Origin of the sequence: Falsirhodobacter deserti (assembly GCF_004015795.1) — a bacterium.
Taxonomy (GTDB): Bacteria; Pseudomonadota; Alphaproteobacteria; order Rhodobacterales; family Rhodobacteraceae; genus Falsirhodobacter; species Falsirhodobacter deserti.
Genome location: NZ_ML137219.1, coordinates 178,666 through 204,044 on the forward strand (window position 1 = coordinate 178,666; position 25,379 = coordinate 204,044).

General features: G+C 63.4%; 23 protein-coding genes and 3 pseudogenes. 10 read left to right on the plus strand and 16 right to left on the minus strand.

Features of this window, described 5'->3' with window-relative positions; translation table 11 throughout:
* Nucleotides 1-46: 46 nt before the first annotated feature.
* A complete protein-coding gene (locus JX25_RS12410; protein ID WP_241557954.1) occupies nt 47-1,510 on the plus strand; it encodes an ABC transporter permease in 1,464 nt (487 codons plus the stop codon).
* A gap of 186 nt (nt 1,511-1,696) precedes the next feature.
* On the opposite strand, the gene JX25_RS12415 is transcribed toward JX25_RS12410, so the two are convergent.
* Nucleotides 1,697-1,933 (minus strand): hypothetical protein, encoded by a 237-nt coding sequence (locus JX25_RS12415; RefSeq protein ID WP_128255413.1) that lies wholly within the window; start codon nt 1,931-1,933, stop codon nt 1,697-1,699.
* A gap of 141 nt (nt 1,934-2,074) precedes the next feature.
* Between JX25_RS12415 and JX25_RS12420 the strand changes: the two genes are divergently transcribed.
* From JX25_RS12420 to JX25_RS12430, 3 genes and pseudogenes are all read left to right on the plus strand, one after another.
* Nucleotides 2,075-2,500, plus strand: coding sequence for a VTT domain-containing protein (locus JX25_RS12420; RefSeq protein ID WP_128255414.1), 426 nt, complete (start codon nt 2,075-2,077; stop codon nt 2,498-2,500).
* A 402-nt stretch (nt 2,501-2,902) separates the two neighbouring features.
* The gene (locus JX25_RS15395) at nt 2,903-3,094 is read left to right on the plus strand and encodes a DUF982 domain-containing protein (RefSeq protein ID WP_128255491.1); all 192 of its coding nucleotides are present in this window, start codon (nt 2,903-2,905) and stop codon (nt 3,092-3,094) included.
* 658 nt (nt 3,095-3,752) lie between these two features.
* Nucleotides 3,753-4,696: pseudogene (locus JX25_RS12430) on the plus strand (IS3 family transposase); the annotation flags it as partial.
* A 219-nt stretch (nt 4,697-4,915) separates the two neighbouring features.
* Here JX25_RS12430 and JX25_RS12435 read toward each other — a convergent pair.
* Genes JX25_RS12435 through JX25_RS12445 form a run of 3 tightly spaced genes read right to left on the minus strand, consistent with a single transcriptional unit; the run spans nt 4,916 to nt 7,926 of the window.
* Complete coding sequence (locus JX25_RS12435) at nt 4,916-6,241, minus strand: TRAP transporter large permease (protein WP_128255415.1); 1,326 nt, start codon at nt 6,239-6,241, stop codon at nt 4,916-4,918.
* Nucleotides 6,238-6,867, minus strand: coding sequence for a TRAP transporter small permease (locus tag JX25_RS12440; RefSeq protein WP_128255416.1), 630 nt, complete (start codon nt 6,865-6,867; stop codon nt 6,238-6,240). Before JX25_RS12440 ends, JX25_RS12435 begins: the two co-directional genes overlap by 4 nt.
* 48 nt (nt 6,868-6,915) lie before the next feature.
* Nucleotides 6,916-7,926 (minus strand): TRAP transporter substrate-binding protein, encoded by a 1,011-nt coding sequence (locus JX25_RS12445; protein ID WP_128255417.1) that lies wholly within the window; start codon nt 7,924-7,926, stop codon nt 6,916-6,918.
* Between the two features lie 107 nt (nt 7,927-8,033).
* On the opposite strand from JX25_RS12445, the gene JX25_RS12450 reads away from it, so the two are divergent.
* The gene (locus JX25_RS12450) at nt 8,034-10,037 is read left to right on the plus strand and encodes a sensor histidine kinase (RefSeq protein WP_128255418.1); all 2,004 of its coding nucleotides are present in this window, start codon (nt 8,034-8,036) and stop codon (nt 10,035-10,037) included.
* On the plus strand, nt 10,034-10,630 hold the full coding sequence (locus JX25_RS12455) for a response regulator transcription factor (RefSeq protein ID WP_128255419.1): 597 nt from the start codon (nt 10,034-10,036) through the stop codon (nt 10,628-10,630). Before JX25_RS12450 ends, JX25_RS12455 begins: the two co-directional genes overlap by 4 nt.
* Here JX25_RS12455 and JX25_RS12460 read toward each other — a convergent pair whose 3' ends face one another.
* Nucleotides 10,631-11,386, minus strand: a complete 756-nt coding sequence (locus tag JX25_RS12460; protein ID WP_128255420.1) for a DeoR/GlpR family DNA-binding transcription regulator — start codon at nt 11,384-11,386, stop codon at nt 10,631-10,633. It lies immediately after the preceding gene.
* A gap of 228 nt (nt 11,387-11,614) precedes the next feature.
* On the opposite strand from JX25_RS12460, the gene JX25_RS14885 reads away from it, so the two are divergent.
* Together JX25_RS14885 and JX25_RS12465 are read left to right on the plus strand one after the other, a co-directional pair.
* Nucleotides 11,615-11,767 (plus strand): hypothetical protein, encoded by a 153-nt coding sequence (locus tag JX25_RS14885; RefSeq protein WP_164876149.1) that lies wholly within the window; start codon nt 11,615-11,617, stop codon nt 11,765-11,767.
* Nucleotides 11,768-12,042: 275 nt separating this feature from the next.
* Nucleotides 12,043-12,258, plus strand: coding sequence for a hypothetical protein (locus JX25_RS12465; protein WP_128255421.1), 216 nt, complete (start codon nt 12,043-12,045; stop codon nt 12,256-12,258).
* 58 nt (nt 12,259-12,316) lie between these two features.
* On the opposite strand, the gene JX25_RS12470 is transcribed toward JX25_RS12465, so the two are convergent.
* From JX25_RS12470 to JX25_RS12505, 8 genes are all read right to left on the minus strand, one after another.
* Nucleotides 12,317-13,042: an SDR family oxidoreductase gene (locus JX25_RS12470; RefSeq protein WP_128255422.1), complete on the minus strand. Its 726-nt coding sequence runs from the start codon at nt 13,040-13,042 to the stop codon at nt 12,317-12,319.
* Complete coding sequence (locus tag JX25_RS12475; protein WP_128255423.1) at nt 13,026-14,630, minus strand: FGGY-family carbohydrate kinase; 1,605 nt, start codon at nt 14,628-14,630, stop codon at nt 13,026-13,028. The genes JX25_RS12470 and JX25_RS12475 overlap by 17 nt, the downstream gene beginning before the upstream one ends.
* Nucleotide 14,631: 1 nt before the next feature.
* Nucleotides 14,632-15,363 (minus strand): SDR family oxidoreductase, encoded by a 732-nt coding sequence (locus JX25_RS12480; RefSeq protein WP_128255424.1) that lies wholly within the window; start codon nt 15,361-15,363, stop codon nt 14,632-14,634.
* A gap of 15 nt (nt 15,364-15,378) precedes the next feature.
* Nucleotides 15,379-16,341, minus strand: a complete 963-nt coding sequence (locus tag JX25_RS12485; protein ID WP_128255425.1) for an ABC transporter permease subunit — start codon at nt 16,339-16,341, stop codon at nt 15,379-15,381.
* Complete coding sequence (locus JX25_RS12490) at nt 16,331-17,833, minus strand: sugar ABC transporter ATP-binding protein (protein ID WP_128255426.1); 1,503 nt, start codon at nt 17,831-17,833, stop codon at nt 16,331-16,333. Before JX25_RS12490 ends, JX25_RS12485 begins: the two co-directional genes overlap by 11 nt.
* A 54-nt stretch (nt 17,834-17,887) precedes the next feature.
* Nucleotides 17,888-18,799, minus strand: coding sequence for an ABC transporter substrate-binding protein (locus tag JX25_RS12495; protein ID WP_128255427.1), 912 nt, complete (start codon nt 18,797-18,799; stop codon nt 17,888-17,890).
* On the minus strand, nt 18,796-19,755 hold the full coding sequence (locus JX25_RS12500) for an AraC family transcriptional regulator (protein ID WP_128255428.1): 960 nt from the start codon (nt 19,753-19,755) through the stop codon (nt 18,796-18,798). The genes JX25_RS12495 and JX25_RS12500 overlap by 4 nt, the downstream gene beginning before the upstream one ends.
* Before the next feature lie 228 nt (nt 19,756-19,983).
* A complete protein-coding gene (locus JX25_RS12505; protein ID WP_128255429.1) occupies nt 19,984-21,021 on the minus strand; it encodes an NAD(P)-dependent alcohol dehydrogenase in 1,038 nt (345 codons plus the stop codon).
* Between the two features lie 789 nt (nt 21,022-21,810).
* Here JX25_RS12505 and JX25_RS12510 point away from each other — a divergent pair.
* Nucleotides 21,811-22,807 (plus strand): annotated as a pseudogene (locus JX25_RS12510) (IS30 family transposase).
* A 95-nt stretch (nt 22,808-22,902) separates the two neighbouring features.
* Here the strand turns inward: JX25_RS12510 and minE are convergent.
* The 3 genes from minE to minC are packed head-to-tail and all read right to left on the minus strand — an operon-like array spanning nt 22,903 to nt 24,769.
* Nucleotides 22,903-23,181: a cell division topological specificity factor MinE gene (minE, locus tag JX25_RS12515; RefSeq protein ID WP_128255430.1), complete on the minus strand. Its 279-nt coding sequence runs from the start codon at nt 23,179-23,181 to the stop codon at nt 22,903-22,905.
* Nucleotides 23,178-24,026 (minus strand): septum site-determining protein MinD, encoded by an 849-nt coding sequence (gene minD, locus JX25_RS12520; protein WP_128255431.1) that lies wholly within the window; start codon nt 24,024-24,026, stop codon nt 23,178-23,180. The genes minE and minD overlap by 4 nt, the downstream gene beginning before the upstream one ends.
* Nucleotides 24,023-24,769, minus strand: coding sequence for a septum site-determining protein MinC (gene minC / locus JX25_RS12525; RefSeq protein ID WP_128255432.1), 747 nt, complete (start codon nt 24,767-24,769; stop codon nt 24,023-24,025). Before minC ends, minD begins: the two co-directional genes overlap by 4 nt.
* A gap of 335 nt (nt 24,770-25,104) precedes the next feature.
* Here minC and JX25_RS14995 point away from each other — a divergent pair.
* Nucleotides 25,105-25,379, plus strand: a pseudogene (locus JX25_RS14995) (GTP cyclohydrolase FolE2); the annotation flags it as partial.

The following is a 25,379-nucleotide window of genomic DNA, read 5'->3' on the forward strand; positions in this document are numbered from 1 at the left end:
GGCACACCATGTCCTTCCGCACGCGCTGAGCCAGACGGTGATCCTGATGGCTGGTGTCGGCTGCCTGACGGCAGCGATCGGCACCGGGGTCGCATGGCTGGTTGCGGCCTATGATTTTCCCGGGCGCCGTGCGCTGGAATGGGCGCTGCTGCTGCCTTTAGCAGTGCCGACCTATATCATCGCCTATGCCTATTTGGACATGCTGCATCCCCTCGGCCCATTCCAGTCGGTGATAAGGGCAGTGCTTGGCTTTGACAGCCCCCGCGACTTTCGCCTGCCCGATATCCGCTCGATGACCGGGGCAATCCTGCTTCTGGGCCTTGTGCTCTATCCATATGTCTATCTGCCGGTGCGGGCGATGTTCATGACCCAGGCCGCAAACTTGGTCGAGGTCGCCCATACGCTTGGCACCGCGCGGCGCCAAATCCTATGGCGCGTCGCGCTGCCCCTGGCGCGACCGGCTATTGCGGTCGGCGTCAGTCTGGCCCTGATGGAGACGCTGAACGACATCGGCGCATCCGAGTTCTTGGGCGTCCGCTCGCTGACGATCTCGGTCTATACGACTTGGGTAACGCGGTCCGATCTGGCGGGTGCCGCGCAGATCGCCTTGGCGATGCTGGTGCTTGTCGTCGCGCTGGTTTCTCTGGAACGATGGGCACGCCGGAAACAGCGTTATTCGGTCAGCGCGCAGCGTCCCCGCAGCATGGCACGCCAGCCCCTGAAGGGCGCGGCCCGCTGGATGGCGCTGTGGTTCTGCCTGCTCCCCGTGCTGCTGGGCTTCATCTTGCCCGCTACCTATCTTGCGGCAGAGGCATGGAAGCGGTTTCAGTTTGCAGGTCTGTCCGCCCGCCTCCTGGCCGAGGCGTGGAACACCTTCATCCTGTCGGCCTTGGCAACCGCCGCCGTGCTGGCCTGCGGCCTCATCGTTGCCTATGCTGCGCGCATTTTTCCGCACCGCGAAATGCAGCTCGTTCACCGGGTGGCATCGCTGGGCTACGCCATGCCAGGGACAATCTTGGCGCTTGGCATTCTAATTGCGGCAGGCGGGTTGGACCGCTGGATCGGCAGGATGACCAAAGAACTGCTGGGCATCGATCCGGGCCTGGTGCTGATCGGGTCGGGACTGGCTCTTGGCTACGCCTACCTCGCGCGGTTCCTGGCCATCTCGATCGGGTCGGTCGAGGCGGGACTGACCCGCATCCCGCGCAGCTATGACCAGTCCGCGCGCACCTTGGGTCATGGGATCGGTAGCACGCTGCGCCACATACATCTGCCGCTGTCCAAGGCGGCCTTGTCCGCTGCCGGGCTGCTGGTCTTTGTCGATTGCATGAAGGAACTGTCCGCGACCCTGCTGCTGCGACCGTTGAATTTCGAAACTCTGGCGACGCATCTTTACGGCGAAGCGGCTCGTGGAACCTATGAAGAAGCCGCTATCGCAGCCTTGGCCATCGTCGTGGTAGGTATCCTGCCCGTGATCCTGTTGGCGCGTCTCGGGCGCGGCAGCGCGTAGGAGCAACATGCAACGCGGGTCATCTTGTTCGCCAAGCCTGACAAGCAAGCGAGACTGGCGAGCCAGCATCTGGCCCAGCCAGCCACTGAAGCCGCTCCGATGATGAGCAGGCGGCGCAAAGCACGATGCCCATGTTCGGTGTCCGGCCTATCCGCTCTTTCCCTCCGTACAAATGTTGTCTCGAGGTCAGGCCTGTCCAGGCAGAAAATCGCAGCCTCCGTCAAAGCTGCTTGAGTCGGGTGACAGAGCCGCACGCGCCGCTGCGGTGATGGGTCCGACACCAGAAGCGGTCACAAGCCGCCTACTTACCACTTTGTTGTTTTCGGCTTCGAGGCGTATGCCGTCCTCGAGCTTGATGATCTCGGCCTCCAGCATCTCGACGCTCGTGACGGTCGAGACCGTCGCGGCAATCCACTCACGCAAGGTCAGAGGTCGGTCTCTGTGGCTGGCAAAGCTTGCCGACTGCGCGCCTCACCTCTCAGGTGCGCTTGTCACTCTTGTCGGTCTCTATTTGGGGTGGCATGGAGCGATAACCCTTCTTGCCTGAAAAGGTGGCTGCGCCGGATGATCTGGGAAATGCTTGGACTTTTCGGTGCGGCTTTTCTGGCGGCAACGCTGCTGCCGGCACAGTCGGAGGCGCTGTTGTTCGCCTTGCTGCGCACAGGCGAGACACCAGTTTGGGCGCTTGTCTCGATTGCAACCTTGGGTAACGTGCTCGGCTCATTGGCAAACTGGCTGATCGGGCGGGAGGTCAACCGCTGGAAGCATCGGCATTGGTTCCCTGTGACAGACCGTCAGATGCGTAGGGCAGAAGCCTTCTATGGGCGATGGGGCCGCTGGAGCTTGCTTGGAAGCTGGCTTCCCATCATTGGCGATCCGCTCACGTTGATCGCCGGTGTTTTACGTGAACCCCTTTGGTCCTTCCTTCTTCTGGTTACGCTGGCCAAAGGTGGGCGCTACGTTATTGTGGCAGTTCTGGCGACGTTCTGATCTCGCGTGCTCGCACTTACATGGAAACATCCGTCGACAACTTCGCTCTATTCTTGACTCATCTTGTGCCGTAGCGAATGGCAAGAATGTCCCGCGAGCAGACTCTGCACCCATCATGCCACCGTCGCCGACCCCGCTACTACGGCCCTTTCAGGGAGACCGGGCCTAGGCGGGCTCACCGCTGCAACTACCGCCCTGCGCCACTTCTACTTCGCCAAACCGCGACGTTTTACTCGGTTACAACACTTCGTGGGGCAGACAGGCGACCGTCAGACAGCGATAGGATTGATGACTATCGCACCCGCTCTATGCTCAAGGGTGGCCTCCCCGGTGAATGGTGACTGTCATGCACAGAACATGGGCTGAGGATATCGTCTTCACGCATCCCGAGTCGGGGCCACGATAGTTTTCCAAGATACAGGCGCGGCGATCATCTTCCTGTTCGAAGAATGGGCTTGGGGTGAAGGCGCTGAATTTCGCAAAGCGTCTGAGGCATGTTACCGGTCGATGGAGATGGAGAGTGCCGCCTGCCATGAGGTCGCACGACAGGCGGTCGCGGATGCCCTTGTTTCCGCAGGTATCAAGATAAGGTAGCCTTATGCTGCAAGCGATTTTTGATTCCTTCTAGCTAGCTTGGTGCAAAGGCAAGTATTTCTGGAAGCGAGCTCCCGCAACCATCGTTCCCGACCTGAAATGGTCAGCACCAGCCCTCGCAAACCGCGGGGGCTTTGTCATGTCCGGACCATGGCCTTCCGACAGCGACAGGATCGCAGCCAGTTCCCCGACCAGTTCCATCCGATGACCTCCACGGGCCTCCGCGTCCGGGATCATCCGGATCTCCGACACCAACCCGCGCAACGCCTCCGTCGCCTCCAGCTTCACCGAAGGGTCCGACAGGGCCGAGGAGAGATCGGCGATCTTCCCCTTGTAATGATCGGCCAGGCGCGGATGGAGCCGCAGGGCAGGGGGCTCGGGGGTGTCGGCAAGGGCGGAGGACAGCCGCGCTTTCTCGACCTTCAGCTCCTACATCCGCGTCTTCATCGATGGGTCATACATCCCGTCCTCAATGGCCGACAGGATCCAACCTAACTAACAGAATTCACTATTAATATTGTTTTTCACAAACCGGAATAGGAAAGCTAGATACAAAGAGAGACTATAGGTAGCTAAAGCTACCTCGTCTGCCCCTTACGCCGGGGAGGCGCTCCGTCAGCTCGATATCAATGCGGGGCATTATTATCGAGCCGACTGTGCGGGCTTCGCCGACGTGAAGACCCTGCATGCCAAGATCGGAGAGCTGACGCTGGAGAACGATTTTTTGTCCGTCGCGCTCGGCAAGGCGGGTCTTCTGCCGAGCGCAAGAAAATGATCGATCCCACCGCGAAGCTCAGCGTCAGCCGCCAGGCCATCGTGCTGGGGATCAGTCGGAGCAGCGTCTATTACAAGCAGCGTCCGGTCGCGGATGCCGATCTGAAGCTGATGCACCGGATCGACAAGCTGCACATGGAGTTCCCGTTCGCGGGCAGCCGGATGCTGCGGGCCCTGCTGGTGCAGGAAGGCTTCAAGGTCGGGCGGCTGCACGTTGCCACGCTGATGAAACGCATGGGCATCCAGGCGCTCTATCGCAAGCCGAACACCTCGAAACCGGCTCGCGGACACAAGATCTACCCATATCTGCTAAGGAAGCTGCCCATCATCCGGCCCAACCAGGTCTGGGCGATGGACATCACCTACATTCCCATGGCGCGCGGCTTCATCTACCTCGCCGCCGTATTGGACTGGTTCACCCGCCGCGTTCTGGCATGGCGGGTGTCGATCACGCTGGAGGCGGATTTTTGCATCGAAGCTGTGGAGGAAGCGCTTGCGCGTCACGGCACGCCCGAGATCTTCAACACGGATCAGGGCAGCCAATTCACCTCGACCGACTTCATCAAGGTTCTGGCCGCACGCGAGATCAAGATCAGCATGGACGGCAAGGGAGCCTGGCGCGACAACGTCTTCGTCGAGCGCCTCTGGCGGACCATCAAATACGAGGAGGTCTACCTGCGGGCCTATGCCAGCGTCTCGGAGGCACGCGCGTCGATTGGCCGTTATCTCGGCTTTTACAACAGCCGCCGCCCACACTCCGCGCTTGACGAGAAAACGCCCGATCAGGCCTACTTCAACCAGCCGATGCCCGAAGCGGTGGCGGCGTAACCGAGGCGGAAAATCACTTAGAAAACGCCCGGAACCTGTTCAGACAAACCGAACCACCTCTCATCGTTCAGGTTGATCTTGGGGATGCAAGCTCGATCGGCTGGTTCAGGCTGATCGAACTTGCCGCTTGGGGCTGCGCATGGCACCCCGGGACCCGCAACTTTCACGCTTCCGGTGGCGGATGCATTCGCCGGACAGGCCGCGAATGCATCCGCTTGATCAGTTCATCCCCAGAAGGCGCGGAAGTGTCAGCGTCAGGGCTGGCACGTAGGTGATGAGCATCAGGAAGGTCAGGGCCGTCAGCAGCCAGGGCAGGGTGGCGCGGCTTACCTCGGTCAGGCCAAGGCGCGATATGGCCGATCCGACGTAGAGGTTCAGGCCCACGGGGGGCGTGCACAGCCCGATCTCCATGTTCACGATCATCATGATCCCGAAATGCACCGGGTCGACACCAAGCGCGACGGCGACGGGGTAAAGGATCGGCGCCATGATCAGGACAATGGCCGACGGCTCCATCACCATGCCGATCAGAAGCAGCATCACGTTCACGATCAGCAGGAAGCCGATCTTTCCAAAGCCCAGATCCGTGATCCATGCCGACAGCGCCTGCGGGATCTGCTCGGACGTCAGGATGAAGGCGAACATCACGGCGTTGGTGATAATGTAAAGCAGCATTGCCGACATCGCGGCCGAGGTGAGCAGCACCCGCGGCACATCCCGCAGGCTGATATCCTTGTAGACCCAGACCGCGATGACGAAGGCATAAACGGCGCTGACGGCGGCGGCCTCGGTCGGGGTGAAGATGCCGCCATAGATGCCGCCCATGATGATGACGATCAGCAGCAGGCCCCAGACGGATTCGCGGAAGGCCTTCCAGCGGGTGCGGAAATTCGCCCGCGGCATGCGCGGATAACCGCCCTTCCACGCCTGCCACACGGTCGTGCCGCCCAGCATGGAGGCCAGCATCAGCCCCGGCACCACCCCCGCCATGAACATCGTCCCGATGGAGGCGGACATCACCGTTGCCCCGTCCGGCCCCGTCACCACCATCCCCGAGGTGGCGACCGCGTACATCACCATCACGATGGAGGGCGGGATCAGGATGCCAAGGCCGCCCGCGGTCGCGATGGACCCTACGCCGAATTGCGGCGGATAGCCCTGCTTCACCATGGCCGGGATCAGGATGGACCCGACCGCCATTACCGTCGCAGGAGAGGAGCCGGAAATCGCGGCAAACATCGCGCAGGCCAGCACCGCCGCCACGCCCATGCCGCCATACCAGTGGCCCACCATCGCGGTGGCAAAGCGGATCATCCGCCGCGCCACGCCGCCATGCGTCAGGAAGTTGCCCGCAAGGATGAAGAACGGGATCGCCATGATCTCGAACTTCTCGATCCCAGTGAACAGTTTCAGCGCGATGCTGTCCATCGGGATTTCGGTAAAGGCGAACAGGAAGGAAAACACCGTCAGGCCAAGCGCGATCGATACGGGCATGCCGGTGATCAGCAAAAGCGCAAGTATCAGGAAGATGATGATCGCGGTCATGCCTTGCCCTCCGATGCGGCGGCGGCTTCGTCCTCGACGCCGTCAACGGCACCGACATCGTGATGGGCGATTTCGCCCGTTGTCAGGAACATCCACAGCGCCTGGATGAAGCGGAAGCACATCAGCGCGGACCCCAGCGGCACCGCGAGGTAGACGATCCACATCTTGATCTCCAGATCCGGAGAGATCTGGCCACCGTGATAGACGTGATAAACAAAATCCGTCCCGATCCAGACAAGGATGCCCGTGAACAGGATGCCGCCCGACATGGCGATTGCGGTGATGACGGTGCGCGCCGTGCCGGTCAGCCGCTGCGCAAGGATGTCCACGCCCACATGGATGCCGATCCGCACGCCATAGGCGGCGCCGAACTTGGCCATCCACACGAACAGATAGATGCAGGTTTCCTGCGCCCATGTCAGCCGGATGGAGTTGATGGCCTTGAAGGACGACCGTGCGGCATCCATCAGGGCGGGCATGTCATGGCTGCGGGCAAAGCCCACCATGTCGGCGGCAAGGCCGATGGAGAAACGGTGAACGACGGCCACGAAGATCAGCACGACCGCCACGGCCATGAGGATGGAGATGAGGGTTTCTTCGAGGCGGTCGAGGATGCGCAGGAACATGGCGGACCTCGGATGGTGGGGGCACCATGCGGCACCCCCGGATTGGCGTCAGTTGGTGGTGCCGAGCGCGTCATAGACCTTTTGCAGAAGGTCCGCGCCGATGCGGTCGGCCATTTCCTCATGCACGGGGCGCAGGGTTTCGTACCATTCGGCACGCTCTTCCTCGGTCAGTTCGTGGAATTCGGTCGTGCCGGCATCCATCATGGCCTGCAGGGCGCGGTCGTTCTCATCCTCGGCGATGCCATTGGCATATTCGGTCGCCTCGGTCATGGCGCGGTCCAGCCCTTCGCGCACATCGGCGGGCAGCCCGTCCCAGAACGCCTTGTTCACGATGACCGCATAGCCAAGATAGCCGTGCTGCGACAGGGTGGCGTGGGACTGCACCTCGTTCATGCGTTGGGTATACATGTTGGAGGGCGGGTTTTCCGTTCCGTCCACGACGCCGGTCTGCAGCGCCTGGTACACCTCGGAAAAGGCCATGACCTGCGGCACCGCGCCAAGCGCCTGCATCTGCGCTTCAAGGATCTTGGACGACTGGATGCGCATCTTCAGGCCAAGGAAATCGTCCGGTGTCACCAGCGGGCTGTTTGCCGACATGATCTTGAAGCCGTTATCCCAATAGGCAAGGCCGGTGATGCCCTTCGGCTCCAGCATGTCCAGAAGCTCGCGGCCCACGTCGCCCTCGGTGATCTTGCGCAGATCCTCGCGGCCGTTGAACAGCATCGGCAGGTCGAACAGTTCGAACTGCTGCACGCCCAAGGGGCCGAACTTCGCAAGCGAGGGGGCAAGCATCTGCACCGCGCCCAGCTGCAGGGCCTCCAGCTCTTCCTTGTCCTTGTAAAGCTGGCTGTTGGGATAGACTTCGACGCGCACCTTGCCGTCGGTATATTGCTCGGCCAGTTCCTTGAACTTCTCGGCGCCCTTGCCCTTGGGCGTGTCGGACGCCACGACGTGGCTGAACTTGATGACGATCGGGTCCTGCGCGAAGGATGGCAACGCGGTGGACAGGGCAATGATCGCGGCGCCTGCAAGGCGCGCGAAGTTGCGACGATTCAGCATGGTCTTCCTCCCGTTGATCCCGCCCTCCCCGGCGGGTCCTGTCATTTCTTGCCATGCGCGGCGCGGCGCAGCTATTGTGGGTTTCCGCAATAGGGAGATGCGGCAGCGTGGAAGATGATACCGGCAGTCGGGCCGCCCGCGCGGCAGCGGGCGACCCGTGGGTGCCGCAGGGACGGATCGCGCAGGGCCGCGGCCTTGACCTGCTGTCGCTGGTTCCGCTTGTCACGATCATCGCGCTGGTCACGCTGGTGGCCGGCGTCGTCTGGGCCGTCAGCCGGAACGAGGCGGCGCAGGCGCGCGTGAAGCTGGCCACCGATGCGCTTTGGGTCGAACAAACGCTGCGGTTCCAGATGTCGCTGGACGAGGACATGCTGGCGCGGCTGGCGCTGGAGGCCGCAGGCGGCACCCCGGAAGACATGCTGGACGCCCGGGCGCGGCTGCACCTTGCCAACAACCCCGAGGTGCTGTCGCTGGCATGGCACGATGCGGCGGGCCGGAGGGTGCGCGTTCTTCCGGGGGCAGGCGCGCCGGGCGATCCCTTGCTGATGGCGACGCTGGTGCAGTCGGGCGCGCGGCCCGCGCGTCCGGTTTACGGCGATGTCGCGCCCGACGGCACGGTGACGATGGCGCTTGCGGGGCATGACGGATTCCTGTCGGCAACCATTTCCCTGCCGCTTCTGCTGGACCGGCATGTGCCGTGGTGGATCGCGGAACAATACGGCGTGCGCATCTTCGGAACCGGCGGCCAGTCCTATGCGGAACGCCAGCGGCTGCAGCCAGCACCCGATGCCCCAACGCATGCGATCAGCTTCGATCCGCCCCTGCGCGGCACCTTCCTTGGCATCACCGCCTATGAGGCGCCCAAGGCGCTTCAGTCGGCGCTGCCGATGGGGGTCATCGCGGCACTGGCCGCCTTTGCGATCCTTGCGCTGCTGATCGTGCAGCGCAATGCCGACCGGCGGCGCGCGGCCGAAGACCGGTGGCGCGAGGAGACGGCCTTCCGCCGCTCGATGGAGGAAAGCCTGACCGTGGGCTTGCGGGCAAAGGATCACGAGGGGCGGGTGCTTTACGTGAACCCGGCCTTTTGCAACCTTGTCGGGCGCGATGCGCAGGATCTGGTCGGGCAGGTTCCGCCCATGCCCTATTGGGATCCCGAACACCTGCCCGAAACAGAGGCACGCCAGTTGCAACTGAAGGCGGGCGGGCGGATCCCGCGAAGCTTTCAGACGCGCTTTCTTCATCGTGACGGGCACGGCATCGACGTTCAGGTTTATGAAGCGCCCCTTGTGGATGCGCAGGGGGTTCATCGCGGCTGGATGGGGTCAGTCATCGACCTGACAGATCACAAGCGCGCCGAACGCATGGCCCGCGCGCAGGAAGACGCGCTGGCGCGCACGGGCCGGCTGGTGACGCTGGGCGAAATGGCCTCCACCCTTGCGCATGAATTGAACCAGCCCTTGTCGGCCATCGCCTCCTATGCTGCCGGCATGGCCAACCTGATGGAGCGGGATGACACCAACATCGCCCTGTTGCAGCAGGCGAACGGGAAGCTGGCGCGGCAGGCCGACCGGGCGGGCCAGATCATCCGCCACATCCAGGACCTGGTGAAGAAACGCGCCCCTTGCTTCGCCCCCACGCGGCTGGACGAGGTGGTGGCCGGAACCATCGGCTTTCTTTCGGCCGATGCACGCGCCCATCGGGTGGCCCTGCGGTCGCGGATCGATGCGGCGCCGGTGGTGGATGCCGACCGCGTGCTGCTGGAACAGGTGCTGATGAACCTGATCCGCAACGGAATGGAGGCGATGGCCGAAACACGCATGGCGGATGTGCTTTGCGTGCGGCTGGCCGAACAGGACGGGCAGGCCGTGATAGAGGTGGCCGATCGCGGCGCGGGCATCGCGCCCGACATCGCGGGCCGCCTGTTCGACGCTTTCGCGACAACGAAACCACAGGGGATGGGCATGGGGCTGAAGATCTGCCGGTCGATCATCGAACTGCATGGGGGGCGGCTTGACCATCGGCCAAACCCCGAAGGCGGCACGATCTTCCGAATCACGCTGCCGGTGCAGGCCGCACAGGACAACACGGATGCAGGCGAGGGGCCGACATGATCCACATCATCGACGACGAGGAGCCGATCCGCGATGCGCTGTCCTTCCTGTTCGCCTCTCGCGGGATCGAGGCGCAGGGCTGGCCCTCGGGCGAGGCGTTTTTGCAGGCGCAGCCCGTGACCCCCTGTTCCTGCATCATCCTTGATGTGCGCATGCCGGGTTTGGCCGGACCGGAGGTTTTCCAGCGGCTGAAGGCGGCAGGGCAGCAGGCCCCCGTGATCTTCCTGACCGGCCATGCGGACGTGCCCGTGGCGGTTGGCGCGCTGAAGGCCGGCGCGTTCGATTTTCTGGAAAAGCCGTTCAACGACAACCAGATCGTGGATCTGGCGCTGCGCGCCATTGCGCTGCATGAAAGCGCCTGCGCCGCCGCGCGGCATCACAAGGATCTGGCGGCCCGCCGCGCCAGCCTTTCCCCCCGCGAAGAGGAGGTGATGCAGCTGATGCTTTCAGGCGTGCCGAACAAGCAGATCGCGGACATCCTGCACATCGCCACCCGCACCGTGGAGGTGCATCGCGGCCGGGTTCTGGCCAAGATGGGCGCCCGCAATGGAATAGAGCTGGCCGTGATGCTGCCGCAGGATGCCCGCCGCTGATCACGCATCCCGCGGCGCGATGACCAGCCTCGGCATCGGCGGCCACGGGGCGGGGGGCAGGCGATCCGTCACCAGCCAATCCAGCGCCTCCAGCGGCGCGATCGAAACGCGGCTGCGATGCCCCAGCTTTGCGGCATGGGCCAGCGCCATCCGCCGCTCTGCCGCCTCGAACATGGCCGAGGCAAGCTCCGCCTCGCGCAGGTCGAAATTCGTCAGGCCCGCCGCCGCATCGATCGCAACCGGCGAGATGACGGCAACATCCACGCGGAAGCGGCGCAGCTGCGCCAGCGTCAGTTCGCCATAAACGCCTTGTCCGGCCTTGTCCGGCACGCCCCCCAGCAGCAGCGTGTCATGCGACGCCGCCAGCCGCCTTGCCACATGCAGCGAGTTTGTCAGGATGCGCAGATCCGGCCGCGCGGAAAGGGAACGGGCAAAGGCCGCAGTGGTCGATCCCGCATCGATCAGCAGGCTTGCCCCGCGTGGCAGCAACCGCGCGGCTTCACGCCCGATGGCAAGCTTTTCCGCCGGATGATCCTGAATCCGCGTCTGGAACGACGCCTCCGGATCGTCGGGGGCGGGCGCGATGACGGCCCCGCCGCGAACGCGCAGGATGTCGCCCGCCGCCGCCATTTCTTCCAGATCCGCCCGCAGCGTTTCGCGCGTCACCCCCGTGTCCCGCACAAGGTCGGAAATCGACACGCGCCCGCTGACGCCCAGCTTCTGACGGATCAGCTTGTGCCGTTCCACTCGCCACATTCCGGATCCTCCTTTTTCCCGGTGGTCCCAGCTTCGCCAAGGTTTGCCAAGTGGTTTCCGTTCCTGTCGTCAGGTCTTCGCAGAAGTGAATCAGCCCGGTCACATTCGTCATGTTACTGCCCCCACAGCGAATGCAGCACTGGCCAGACGGGTCCGGAACATCGGCATTTGCCAAATATTGCCAATGCCGCCGCAGCGGCACGACCGTGGACGCGAAAGGATCATTTCATGCCCCGCACGCTTCTTATTGCGACGGCCCTTGTGGCGCTGACGTCTTCGCCGCTTCTGGCGCAGGCCATCCCCGATGCCGAAAACCACCAGATCGCCACAAGGGCGATCGTTTGCATTGTTCCGGACCGCAGCGACCGGCCCGATATATAGGCGCTGCATCCGGCACCCGCTCACTTACTTTCAGGCTCATGTCGAGTTTCCTGTCAACGACAGGATTACCCTTCTGGCCGAATTATCATTACGTTAGTGAAGGTTCTTGATATCCGCGCATAAGATATCCTCCATGGCCCGCTCGGCTCTCCATCCCATGATGGGGAAATGCCGCGCATGGCACCAACGCCGCATCCGACGTTCCGGCGGCCCCGCTGCCGATGCCGATGCCGATGCCGGAAGGAGGCGAATGTGCCTAGGGCTTGAAAGAGGGGGTGAACGTGCCCCTCGCCGGCAGCGACGCGCCGGATGCCGCCTTCGCGTTCTTTCGATACGGGTACGCCCAAATGGACCGCGTGTGGAACAGGTTCGGCTGTCTTCCTGCCGCGGATGTGGGGGTGGCTGATCCCGCCTGTCCCGAGATCTTTGCCACGTTCGAGGATAGCATGAAGTTCGCGCGCAGCCGCGGCCCGGCCCTGAATGGCCGCTAATCTCCAAGGTGAGCCAGTTTGGGCTGACGGGGCAGGCGAGCGCCGGCGATGCGCTTCCTTACACCGCGAGGAAGCCGCCATCCACCGGCAGAACCGCGCCCGTCAGCATCCGCGCATCGTCCGACAGCAGCATCGCGATGGCGTCTGCAACCTCTTCCGCCTCGGCGAAGCGGTTGAGGGGGTGGCGCACCATCATCGGTTCTGCCTTGGCGGGCTCGCTCCATGCCTCGGCGGCCAGTTCCGTCAGGGTGATGGTGGGGGCAACGCAGTTCACGCGGATGTTGTGGGGGCCAAGCTCCCGCGCCAGAACGCGGCTGGCGCCTTCCAGCCCCGCCTTGGACGCGGCATAGCAAAGGTGATCGGGAAAACCGCGATGCCCCGCGATGGAAGTGATGTTGACGATCGCGCCGCCGCCGCCCGCCTCAACACGGGCGCGGGCGAATTCCTGGCAGGTGATAAGGGCCGCGCGCAGGTTGATACCCAGAACCGCCTCATACCCGTCATCGGTCATGTCGAAGGTGCTTTGCAGCACGTTGATGCCGGCGCTGTTGATCAGGAAGTCCGCCGTTCCCGCCTTTGCCATCGCATCGCGGGTGGCGGCTGCGTCCTGAAGGTCCACGGCGATGGATTGGCCGCCGATCTCGGCCCGCAGGCTTTCAAGGTCCGATGCGGTTCGCGACAGGGCGATCACCTCGGCCCCGCGTGCAGCCATGGCCTTTGCGCAGGCGCGGCCGATACCCTTGCCAGCGCCCGTGATGATGACGCGCTTACCCGTGAATTGCATTGTCGTCTCCGCTGGAAGGTTCGGCATCGCGAAGCGCGCGGGCCGTGGATTGAAGGGTCAGGAAACCTTCGAAGCGCTGGCCATGCCGCGCCGCAAAGGAGGGGGAGGGCGCGCAGCGCGAGGCGATGCGCGACATCGCGGGCATGGCGGTCTGCAGATCGGGATAGGCCCGTGCCGCCACCGCCCCCAGCATGGCCGAGCCAAGCAGAACGGGTTCGGCGCAATCCGTCACCTCGACCTCCAGCCCGGTGGCGTCGGCAAGGATCTGCCGCGTCAGGGGATGGGCCGCCGCCCCGCCGGAAACCGAGATAGTGGAAACCGGCGCGCCATATTCGGCCTGCGTGGCGATGATCTGGCGCAGGCCATAGCCCAGCCCGCACACCCCCGCGACATACAGCGCCACAAGCGAGGCGATATCCTGCTCCATCCCCATCCCCAGGATCACCGCCCGCGCATGCGGATCGGCAAAAGGGGCGCGGTTGCCAAGAAATTCGGGCACGACATGCAGTCCATCGGCCAGGCGCACGGTTTCGGAAAGGCCGCCCGCCAGTTCCACGGCACGGTCGGCCAGCCAATGCGGCAGGCCGATGCCGGCCTCCTGCGCAAGGGCCTCGGCCTCGGCACGGGCGGGGTGCAGGTTCAGAAGGCGGGCGATGGCTGCGCCGGCGGCGGATTGCCCGCCCTCGTTCAGCCACATCCCCGGAACCATCGCGGAATAATATGGCCCCCAGACGCCCGGCACGAAAACCGGATCGCGCGTGGTGGTCATCGTGCAGGACGATGTGCCGAACACATAGCCAAGGCAGGCGGTCGCATCGCCGCCCGCGGCCACGGTGCCGACGCCGCCCGCATGGGCATCGATCAGCCCCGCAGCAACGGCGGTGCCGGCGGGCAGGCCCAGATCGGCCGCGGCCTGCGCGGTCAGGCCCGAACCCAAGGCAGTTCCGGGGGGAACAACCTCGGTGCCGATACGGGCGAACCCTTCATCCGCCAGATCGCCAAGGCCGATGGCACGGAAATAATCGGCGTCCCACCGCCCTTCATGGGCAAGATAGGTCCATTTGCAGGTGACGGTGCAGGACGACCGCGCCGCCGCACCCGAGGCTTTCCATGTCAGGAAATCCGTCAGGTCGAAGAAATGCGCGGCGTTGGCATAAACCGCCGGCAGGTTTTCCTTCAGCCACAGCAGCTTCGGCGTCTGCATCTCGGGCGAGATGCGCCCCCCGACATAGCGCAGCACCGCATGCTTGCCCGCGTTGATGCGCGCGGCCTGTTCCAGCGCGCGGTGATCCATCCAGACGATGATGTCACGTTCGGGGTGGGCGGGATCGCCAACCGGCTGCCCTTCCACCACAAGCGAGCAGGTGGCGTCGAAGCCGATGCCCTTCACCTGCGCGGCATCAAGCCCCCGCATCGCCGCCCGGACCGAGGCGCAGACCGCCTGCCAGACCTGCGTGCTGGATTGTTCGACATGCGCGCCCTGAACATGCATGTCGATATCGTGCTTTGCGGTGGCCAGCAGCGTGCCCGCCGCGTCGAACACACCCGCGCGGGCCGATCCGGTTCCGACATCAACGCCAATGAACATCTTACATCCGTGCGAAGTTCGTGGGCATGATGATCAGGTCGCGCACCGTCACCGTACGCTTGCGCGTCAGCATGTATTCGACGGCGTCGGCCACTTCCTCGGGGTCCATCAGGCTGCCCGATTCCTTGGCCTTGCGCAGGTTCTCCTCGGGCCAGTCGGCCAGCAGGGCGGACACCACAGGGCCGGGGGACACTTGCGCCACGCGCACGCCATGCGGGATCATCTGGCGGCGCACACCCTGCACGAAGCTGGTGATCGCCCATTTGGAGGCGGAATAGACCGGCTCCCACTCTGCCGGGAAGTGCCCCGCGATGGAGCAGGTGACGATGATGTCGCCCGTCTTGCGGCCCATCATGTGCGGGATCACGGCGTGGACGTTCTTCATCACCGCGTTGATGTTCAGGTTCAGCATCCGGTCGATGGCTGCGGGCGTCGTGTCCACCAGATCGCCGCCGATATAGCTGCCGGCGTTGCAATAAAGGATGTCGATGTGATCGACCTTCGACAGGATCTCGGGCACCATCGCGTTGCAGCTTTCGGCATCCAGCAGGTTCGTCACCTGCGGGATGGCGCGGTCGCCCAGCTTGGCCACGACCGCCTGCAGTGCGGTTTCGTCCCAGTCGACCATGACAACCGTGGCGCCGCGTTCCAGCAGACGCTCGGTCGTGGCAAGGCCGATGCCCGAAGCGGCGCCGGTGATGACGGCGATCTTGCCGTTCAGGGATACAGACATGTTCTTCTCCGACATTCAGCGCCACTCGCGCCCGATATAGATGGCCAGAAGGATGATGAGGCCCTTGATCACGTCCTGCATGTAGGGGTTGATCCCCATCAGGTTCAGGCCATTGTTCAGGATGCCCAGAAGGATTGCGCCGATCAGCGTGCCAAGGATCAGCCCGCGCCCGCCCGCGATGGCCGTGCCACCCAGAACGACGGCGGCGATCGCATCAAGCTCGAACCCCACGCCGGCGTTCGGCTGGCCCGACATCAGGCGGCCCGTCAGGATGATCGCGGCCAGCGCGGCGGTAAGGCCCGAGATGGCATACACCGCCAGTTTCACGCGCTGCGTCTTCACGCCCGACAGCTTGGCGGCAAGTTCGTTCCCGCCGATGGCATAAACGTGGCGGCCAAAGGCCGTGCGCTGCAACAGAACCCAGGCAAGCGCATAGATGATGACCATGGCGATCACCGGCACCGGCACGATGCCGATGCGCCCAACGCCGAACCACGAAATCCACGACGGAATGCCCGAGATCGGATACCCCCCCGAATAGATCAGCCCAAGGCCCCGCGCCATGCCCATCGTGGCCAGTGTCACGATGATGGCGGGCATCCGGCCCCAGGCCACAAGGAAGCCGTTGAAGATCCCCAGCACCACGCCCACGCCGATGCCTGCCAACAGGCCGACCCAGCCGGGCATGCCCATGTTCACCATCAGACCGGCCGCGATCGTGCCGGCCAGCGCCATGACAGCGCCCACCGACAGATCGATCCCGCCCGTCAGGATCACGAAGGTCATCCCGACCGCAAGGATCGCGATGATCGAAACCTGCCGCAGCACGTTGAAGATGTTCGACACCGAAAAGAAGTTGTCGCTGGCAAAACCCATCAGCACCGACACCACGATCAGGCCGATCAGCGGCAGGGCCAGCGGCGAATGGATCATGCGGCGCAGATCGAAGCCGCGGCCGGCTGTTGCCTCATGCGACATTGCGGGTCCTCCCCGTGGTGGCGTGCGTCATGATTTCCTCTGAGTTGATGTGATCGCCCTCCACCGTCGCCACGATCCCGCCCGACCGGAACACGCAGACGCGGTCGGACATGCCGATCACCTCGGGCAGTTCGGACGAGATCATGATGATCGAGTGGCCCTGCGCCGTGTATTCGCGCATCAGGGCATAGATTTCCGCCTTGGCGCCGACATCGATGCCGCGCGTAGGCTCGTCGAAGATCAGAACGCGGGTCTGGTGGTTCAGCCAGCGCGCGATGACGACCTTCTGCTGGTTGCCGCCCGAAAGCGTGTCCAGCCGCGCATCGGGCCCCTGCGCCTTCACGCGCACCTGCTTCATCGCGTCCTGCGTGGCGGCGCGTTCGGCCTTCAGGTCGATGAACCAGTGGCCCTTGCGATACTTGCCGTAATTGTTGATCGAGATGTTCTGCAGGATGGAGAAGCTGGTGATCAGCCCCTGTTCCTTCCGGCTTTCGGGCAGAAGGCCGATACCCTGCATCAACCCTTCGGCCGGATCGCGGAAACGGGTTTCGGTGCCGTTCACGCGCAGCTTGCAGCGCGTGGCGGGATAAGCGCCCAGCATGGCCAGCGCCGTTTCGGTGCGCCCCGATCCGACAAGACCGGCAAAGCCAAGGATTTCCCCCTGACGCAGCTGGAACGACGACAGCGGGCCGTCCTTGCGAAGCTGCACCTCCTCGCAGTCCAGCACGACAGGCGCGCTTTTGGCGATGGCGGGTTTCGGCGGGAAGCTGTTTTCGATCCGCCGCCCGACCATCATTTCCACCAACCGGTCGGTATCCGTATCGGCCACGTCGCAGGTGGCCACGTAATTGCCGTCGCGCAGGACCGTGATGCGGTCGCAAATCTCGAAAATCTCTTCAAGGTGATGAGAGATGAAGACGATGGCCACGCCCTGCTTGCGCAATTCGCGCATGACCTTGAACAGGTGCTCCACCTCGGACGGGGTCAGGGTGGCAGTGGGTTCATCCAGCACAAGGATCCGCGCTTCAAGCGACAGGGCCTTGGCGATCTCCACGAATTGCTGTTCAGCCACCGAAAGGCGCCCGATCGGCACGTCCAGCGGCAGGGACACGTCCAGCCTGCGCAGGATTTCCTGCGCGCGGTTGCGCATGGCGCGCGTGTCCAGAAGGCCAAGACGCGTCTTCATCTCGCGTGCAAGAAACATGTTCTCGACCGCGTTCAGATAAGGAATCAGGCTGAATTCCTGAAAGACGATGCCGATGCCGGCCTCGATCGCTTCGTCGTAATCGGCGAACTGGCGTTCCTGCCCATCCACGCGGATGGTGCCTTCGGTGGGCTGCAGGATGCCGCTGACGATCTTCATCAGCGTGGACTTGCCCGCACCGTTTTCACCAAGCAGGGCATGCACTTCGCCCCCGCGGACCGTCAGGTCTACGCCGTGCAGCACCTCGACGGGGCCGAAGCTTTTCTTGATGCCGTTCAGTTCCAGCATGGGCTGCCTCCGGTTGAAGTGGCACCGCCCTGAAGGGGCGGTGCCGGTGGCCGATTACCAGGCGAAATCGGCTGCGTTTTCGGAATCAACGACGCGCACGTCGATCGGAACCTCGGCCGGAACGACGCGGGCGCCCCAGGTTTGCGCCAGCGCCATCGCCAGGCCCACGCGAACCTGATCGCGCGGGAACTGCGCCGTGGTTTCGATGAACGGCCCGCCATCGGCGATTGCCTTCACGGCTTCGGGCGCACCATCGACCGAGGTCAGCTTGATGTCGCGGCCCGAGCCCTGGATCGCCGCAAGCGCACCCATCGCGCCGCCATCGTTGACCGAGAAGATGCCCGCGAGGTTCGGGTGCGACTGGATCATGTTTTCAACCACGCCCAGTGCGACCGAACGGTCCTGGCGGCCGTTCTGCGTGTCGACCAGCTCGATCCCTTCGTATTCCTCAAGCGCGGCCTTACAGCCTTCAACACGCTCCAGGATCGGAACGACGGGGATGCCGTCAAGGATCGCGACTTCGCCTTCGCCGCCCAGTTCATCGGCAAGATACTTGCACGACATGTAGCCGGCATCGCGGTTCTTCGAACCGACGAAGGTATCGACGGGGCCGTTGGCCTGTGCGTCAACGGCAACCACGATCACGTCCTGCGCCTTGGCCATCCGAACGGCGGCTTCCACGCCGGCGCTGTCGGTGGGGTTCAGCAGCAGGATGTCGATGTCCTGCTGAAGCATGTCCTCGACGTCCGAGATCTGCTTGGCAACATCATGGGCCGCGTCGGTCACCACGACTTCGGCACCGATGCTTTCGGCCGCGTCCCGCAGCGCTTCCTGCATCGACACGAAATAGGGGTTGTTCAGTTCCTGGAACGACATCCCGATCTTCAGGCCATCCTGTGCCATTGCCGGTGCGGCGACCGACAGGGCAAGCGCCATGGCCGAGGCCGTGCGAAGTGTTTTCTTCATTCGAAAGTTCCTCCCTTATGTGCAGTGACGGGCATGGTTTGCCCGGCGTCGGACGGCATCGTCCGAACAGGTTGTTCCCGAAGCGTGAATGCGCCGTTGGCGGCAAAGGTCGCGCGAAACTGCGAAGGCGACATGCCTTTCAGCTTCAGGAAATGGCGGTTGAAATTGGACAGGTTGCCGAAACCCACCTGATAGCAGATTTCCGAAACCTTGATGTCGGGCCGCGTCAGCAGCATCTGGCAGGCCAGATCCACGCGCAGCTGGTTCTTGTATCGCACCAGCGTCGATCCGGTATGGCGCTTGAAGGCGCGGGAAAAGGCGCTTGGGCTTTGGCCGACCAGATCGGCCAGTTCCTTTTCATCCACGCTTTCGGTCAGATTCTCGCGCAGGTGGGCGATGGCGCGGTTCACGCCGCATTGCGTCTGCTTGCCCAGATCAAGCTCATAGCTCAGGCTGGCCAGCACCTCGGGGTCGGGCGCGGCGGCAAGATGGCCAAGGATCTGCCAGAACAGCGCGATGCGCACCATGCCCTGCGCCTCGATCAGGCGCGTCATCAGGGGGCGGACGGCATCGCTGGTTGCCGCATCGAACAAAAGGCCGCGGCGGCTGCGGTCCAGCAGGGGGCGCATCGCCTCCGTTTCGGGAATGTTGGCGCAGGCGTTTTCGATGAAGCTTTCGGGAAATTGAATCACGAGAGAGCGGGCGCTGACGCTTTCCCCCGCTGCCACGTCCGAAATCCAGTTCTGCGGCAGGTTCGGGCCCGTCATGATCAACTGGCCGGGACCGAACGTTCCGGCAAAATCGCCCACGTAGAATTTGCCCGAGGTGGCGACAACAAGGTGAATTTCATATTCGGGATGATAATGCCACCGCACCGTCCGGAACGGATAGCCGTGCATCCAGGCCGCAAAGCTTTCACCCTTGCGAATATGCACAAGTTCCAGGTCGGGTTGCATCACGTCTCCTCCAGCCCCCGCAGCGCCGCCCCCTCCGGTATTGCCACGAGTGCCGGAAACAATAGCCACTAAACGTCCCCACCTCTACATCATGGGGAAGGTCAGAATGATACTTTTTTGCGCGCCCCGCAAGAGGAAGTGGGCAGCAGACGCGACATATCGGCCCACAAGGCCCTGACCTTGGGGAAAAAGGTCAGGGCCCGCCATGCAGATCAGCAGGGGCTCGTGTCAGTCAGGCATCACGATCTGAAGCTTCACATCCGTCTCGCGCGCCTCGACCGCGCGATCAAAGGCGGCGATGCTGTCATCGAACGGAAGGGAGGCGGTGATCAGGGGTTTCAGGTCCACCTTGCCCGAAGCCATCAGCGCGATGGCGCGGTCATAGACGTTGGCATAGCGGAACACGGTTTCCACCCGAAGTTCGCGCGCCTGAAGGCCGACGATATCCACCGGCACCGGATCGACGGGCATCCCGACCAGCACGATGGCACCGCCCGGCCGCGCAAGGTTTGCCATGTTCAGGATGGCCGGCGCCGCGCCCGAGCATTCGAAAACGATATCCGCGCCCCAGCCATCCGTCGCCGCCGCCACCGCATCGGGAAGCGAGGTTTCGCGGATGTTCACTGTTTCGATCCCGTCATAGGCGCCGATGATATCCAGCTTCGGCTGCGCCAGATCCGCCACGATCACCCGGGCGCATCCACCCGCCAGCGCCGCCAGCGCCACCATCATGCCGATCGGACCGGCCCCGGTGACCACCGCCGTGTCGCCCGGCTGGATGCGCGCGCGCAGCGCCGCCTGCATGCCGATGGCAAAGGGTTCGACCATCGCGCCTTCGGCAAAGCTGACACTTTCGGGCAGCTTGTAGACAAAGGCGGCAGGGTGGATCACCTCGGGCGTCAGGCAGCCGTGGATCGGGGGCGTGGCCCAGAACCGCACCGACGGATCAACGTTATAGATGCCCAGCTTGGACGCGCGGGAGGTGGGGTCGGGGATTCCCGGCTCCATGCAGACGCGGTCGCCGGGGGCAAGGCCCGTCACCTCGGCCCCGCACTCGATGACCGTTCCCGAAGCTTCGTGGCCCAGCACCATCGGTTCGTTAACGACGAAATGGCCGATCTTGCCATGGGTGTAATAGTGCACGTCCGACCCGCAGATCCCCACGGTGTGGACCTTGATGCGAACGTCCTTCGGGCCAAGCTGCTGCGGCAGATCGATCTCGCGCAGGGCCAGCTTGTCCTTCTCCTCCAGAACCAGTGCCTTCATCACCAAATCCTCCTGTTCTTTGCCGTGTGCTGCCGCGTTGCGGGGGTAATGTAAAAGGGAATCCGCAGCCGAAAGACGGAAAAGATCGAAACGGGAAAAATCGTATCGGCACCCGCAGGATTCATGCGCATCAACCGGAAGAAGAACACCGTGCGGGCCGTTCTGCCGCAGTGCACGAAGACATCCTGCACCGCGCGGATGCCGGTGCGGCTTATTCAGGCGCATCTCCACTTCGGCGGGGAATGAAACAACCGGGAATTGCAAAAGCAAATCGTTAACAGATAGTTACCTGACGATGTGGCCAGGTCGAACTGAAAACGCGCCCAATTTCTGGTCGCCGTGTGTCGGGGTGGTACCCCAGTGACAGGATTACGATTTTGCTTATGCGTTCTGCCGCCGCTTCCTTCCCACGCCGGATTTCGGCCCCGCCGCATATGGCGGCGAGGGGTCTATCCTGCTTCCCGCGTACCAACTGACAAGGTCGATTGTGGCGACGGCCTTTCCAGCGGCACCACGAACTGGAACGACGACATCATCTTTGTCGGGGCGGGGAACGATGCCGTCCTTGCCGGCCATGGCCACACGGCGCGTAAGGTTCTGAAAGCCTTCGAGGTGCGGGCACTGGCCTGGTGAAACGGAACGACGCGCGGATTACCCGGATCCGCGCGTCGATCAAATCATAATCACATAATCCCGGTTATCGTCATGTTGAGCGCGCCATGGCGAGCGCTATTTCCAACTGCGACTTCTGTTTGAATGCAATGACTTGTTCAAACGGGAGATCGCAGAGTGGGCACCTCATATTCGCAGCTGATCATTGAGGAACGCAAGAAGATCGAGCGCTGGAGACATGCGAAGGTCTCGGTCGAGGAGATGGCGCGAGTGCTGAAGCGCCACCGCTCGACCATCTTCCGCGAGATCCGGCGCAACTACTACCACGATGCGGACATGCCGAAGGTGCGTGGCTACTTCGCGATGGCGGCGCAGATCCGCACGGCCGACCGTCGCGCCCGCCAGCGCAAGCTGATCCGACATCCGCAACTCTGTCGTCGGATCGTGGACCATGTCACCTCCGGCTGGACACCGGAACAGATTGCTGGCCGCCTGCGCCTCGAGAACGCCCGCCCCCGTGCCTGCCAGGAGACGATCTATCGCTACATCTACGGCCGCGAAGGTATGAAGCAGGAGCTGTGGTGGTATCTGCCCACCCACCGCAAGTCGCGCCGACCACGACGTGGTCGCAGGCCTCGCATCTCGAAGTTTCATCGAGATGTCAGCATCCTGTTCCGACCCGAAGCCGTGGCGCAGCGAAAGGAGTTCGGCCATTGGGAGGGTGATTTGATCCTGTTCCGGCAAACCTTCGGCCAACAGAACCTCACCTCGTTGGTCGAGCGCACGACCCGCTTCGCGGTCCTGCTGAAGAACGACAGCAAGCGTAGCACCCCGGTCATGGCGAAGATCGCAACCTTGCTGCGCGACCTGCCGCATCACGCCCGCAGATCCATCACCTTCGACCGTGGCACCGAGTTCGTCTCATGGCCGCACTTGCAGGCCGAGATCGGCACCGCCAGCTGGTTCTGCGATCCCTCCGCACCTTGGCAGAAAGGATCCGTAGAAAACGCCAATCGCCGCACCCGCCGCTGGCTGCCCCGCGACATCGACATCCGCCAGGTCACCGAGCCGGACCTCCGCGCGCTCTGCGATCGCCTCAACGCCACGCAAATGCCTCGGATGGAGAACGCCCGCCGAAGCCTTCCGGCAGAAGATGCTGGAAAGCAGGAGATGACCGCCCTACCCTCATCGCAACAGAAGTCGCACTTCAAATGGCGCCCACCACCGGTCCGGCAAGGTCGGCCACGATGCAAACCTTGCCGGCCCTGCTCAGCCAGTCTTGGACGATTTCGCCTTCGGAAGTTCGATGTTGATCTCAAGGCTCGACATCTGGTCACCGCGTTCCATGCGCACCTCGACATCCTTTTCGCCGATCGGGACGTATTTCCGGATCGCCTCTACGATGTCGCGCTGCAGCATCGGCAGGTAGTCGGCCTCTCCGGCACCGCCGCTGCTGCGTTCATGGGCAAGAAGGATCTGCAGCCGATCCTTCGCCAGTTGCGCACTTTTGGGCTGGGGCCGTTTGCGGACAAAGCTGAACAGGTTCATGATGCACGCCCGAACAGCCGCTGGAACAGGCCGGGGCGCGGCTCGCCCACGATGCGCATTTCGACCTGCGTGCCGGTCAGGCGGGACACGGCATCCTCATAGGCCTGGGCGGCGGCGGACGGTCCGTCCAGCACGACGGGCGTGCCCACGTTCGATGCCTTCAGGATCGCCTTGCTTTCCGGGATGACGCCCAGCAGCGGCACCGCGAGGATTTCCAGCACATCCTCCACCGTCATCATCTCGCCGTTGTCGACGCGTGCCTGGTCATAACGGGTCAGCAGGACCTGCGCCTTGATCGGTTCGGCACCCTCGGTTTCGGCACGTTTCGTCTGGCTGCTCAGCAGTCCAAGAACGCGGTCGCTGTCGCGCACGGAGGACACTTCGGGATTGGTCACGACCACCGCCTCATCGGCGAAATACATCGCCATCTGGGCACCACGCTCGATCCCGGCCGGGCTGTCGCAGATGATATAGTCGAACTCTGCCTTCAGCTCTTTCAGGATTTCCTCGACGCCCTCTTTTGTCAGGGCATCCTTGTCGCGCGTCTGAGAGGTGGGCAGGATCGACAGCGTGTCCAGCCGCTTGTCCTTGATCAGCGCCTGCTTCAGCTTGGCATCGCCCTGAATGACGTTGATGAAATCGAAAACGACGCGCCGTTCGCAGCCCATGATCATGTCAAGGTTGCGCAGGCCCACGTCGAAGTCGATCACGACCGTCCTGAAGCCCTGCTTGGCCAGACCCGCCGAGATCGCCGCGGAAGAGGTTGTCTTGCCGACGCCCCCCTTCCCCGAAGTGATCACGATGACCCGCCCGAGGGGCGGCTTTTCAGTGGCTTCCGTCGTCATGCGATCACCTCCATTCGAAGTTTCTCGTCCTCTAGGTAAATATGCGTGCAGCGTTGCCGCGCCGCATCCTCTATCGCCTCATTTGTCTGGTAAAGACCGGCAATGGCAACCAGTTCGGCGTTCAGGCTTTGGCAGAAGATATGCGCGCCCTCGTCGCCATGACATCCGGCCATCGCGCGCCCGCGCAGGGTGCCATAGACATGGATGTTTCCTGCCGCGACCAGTTCGGCCCCCGAGGCGACGGAACCGATCACCGTCAGGTCCCCGTGTTCGGCCACCACCATCTGCCCCGACCGGATGGGAGAGCGGATGACCTTGTTCTTCAGCGGGCGCGGCACCTCGGCCGTGGGGGCGGCGGGTCCGGGGTCGGCCGGCAGCGGGGCGTCGCGGCCCGCGCTCAGCGTGATCAGGCCCAGTGCCTGCAGATCGGCTGCACCGATGCCTGCGGCGTTCTGCACCCCGAAAACCCGCAATTCCCGCTTGCGCAGGCTGTCCACCAGATCGCGGATGCGGCCCGCGTCGCGAAAGCCGCCGGTATTGGCGAAATCCAGCACGATCGGCGCACCGGAAAAAAATTGTGGCGATCTGCCCAACTGTTCGTCAAGCTGCTCAAAGAAAAGATCGTCCGCACGCTCGGCATCGATGCGAAGCGTCAGTGCAGTCAGGAAGCGACCGCGTACCTGAAACGCGGCTACCGTTGCCGGCGCGGGGTCATGCCGGGCCCGGGCGTATCGATCTGACACGTCGAAACTCTGCTCCTGCGTTGTGGCGGATCCACTCCGCTCTTACTTGATATGCACTCTCACGAAACGGCGGTCGCACAAAAGAAGCCGCTCGCGTCTTCAGCAGGAACCCGCCAACTTGTAAAGTCCGATGCACCATATCGAAGCCAGAAATTCCGTTCCAGCCATAGTTCGCGGTCCAAGCCGCCGCACACCCGCGTTGCCGGCAGGAAATCCGGCGAAAGGTTTCTTCTGGGCTGTCGATCAGAACCTATTGTTAACTTTGATTCGGTATGTCTCTTGATGTCGTTTGGAGCCAAGGGACAACGACTCGACCACTCACGAAGGGGTTTACGATGAACATCCGTGCTGACCTTCCGCCGACGCGGGCCGAGGCGGAGGCCGCGCTTGCGGTTTTGCGCCACTATACGGCCAACGCGACGGAGGATGACGTTGCCGCGCTGCAGCTTCCCGCGGTTCTTCGCGCTTATCCGGAGCTGAGCCGCGCTTATCCTGCGGGTTTCACGGCCGATGCGGCCTACCGCGCGACGCTTCCCGATCTGCAGAACGGCCCGTCCAGCCTGATCGTGGGGGCGCAGGCCGTCATCCAGCATGTGGGCATTTCCAACTT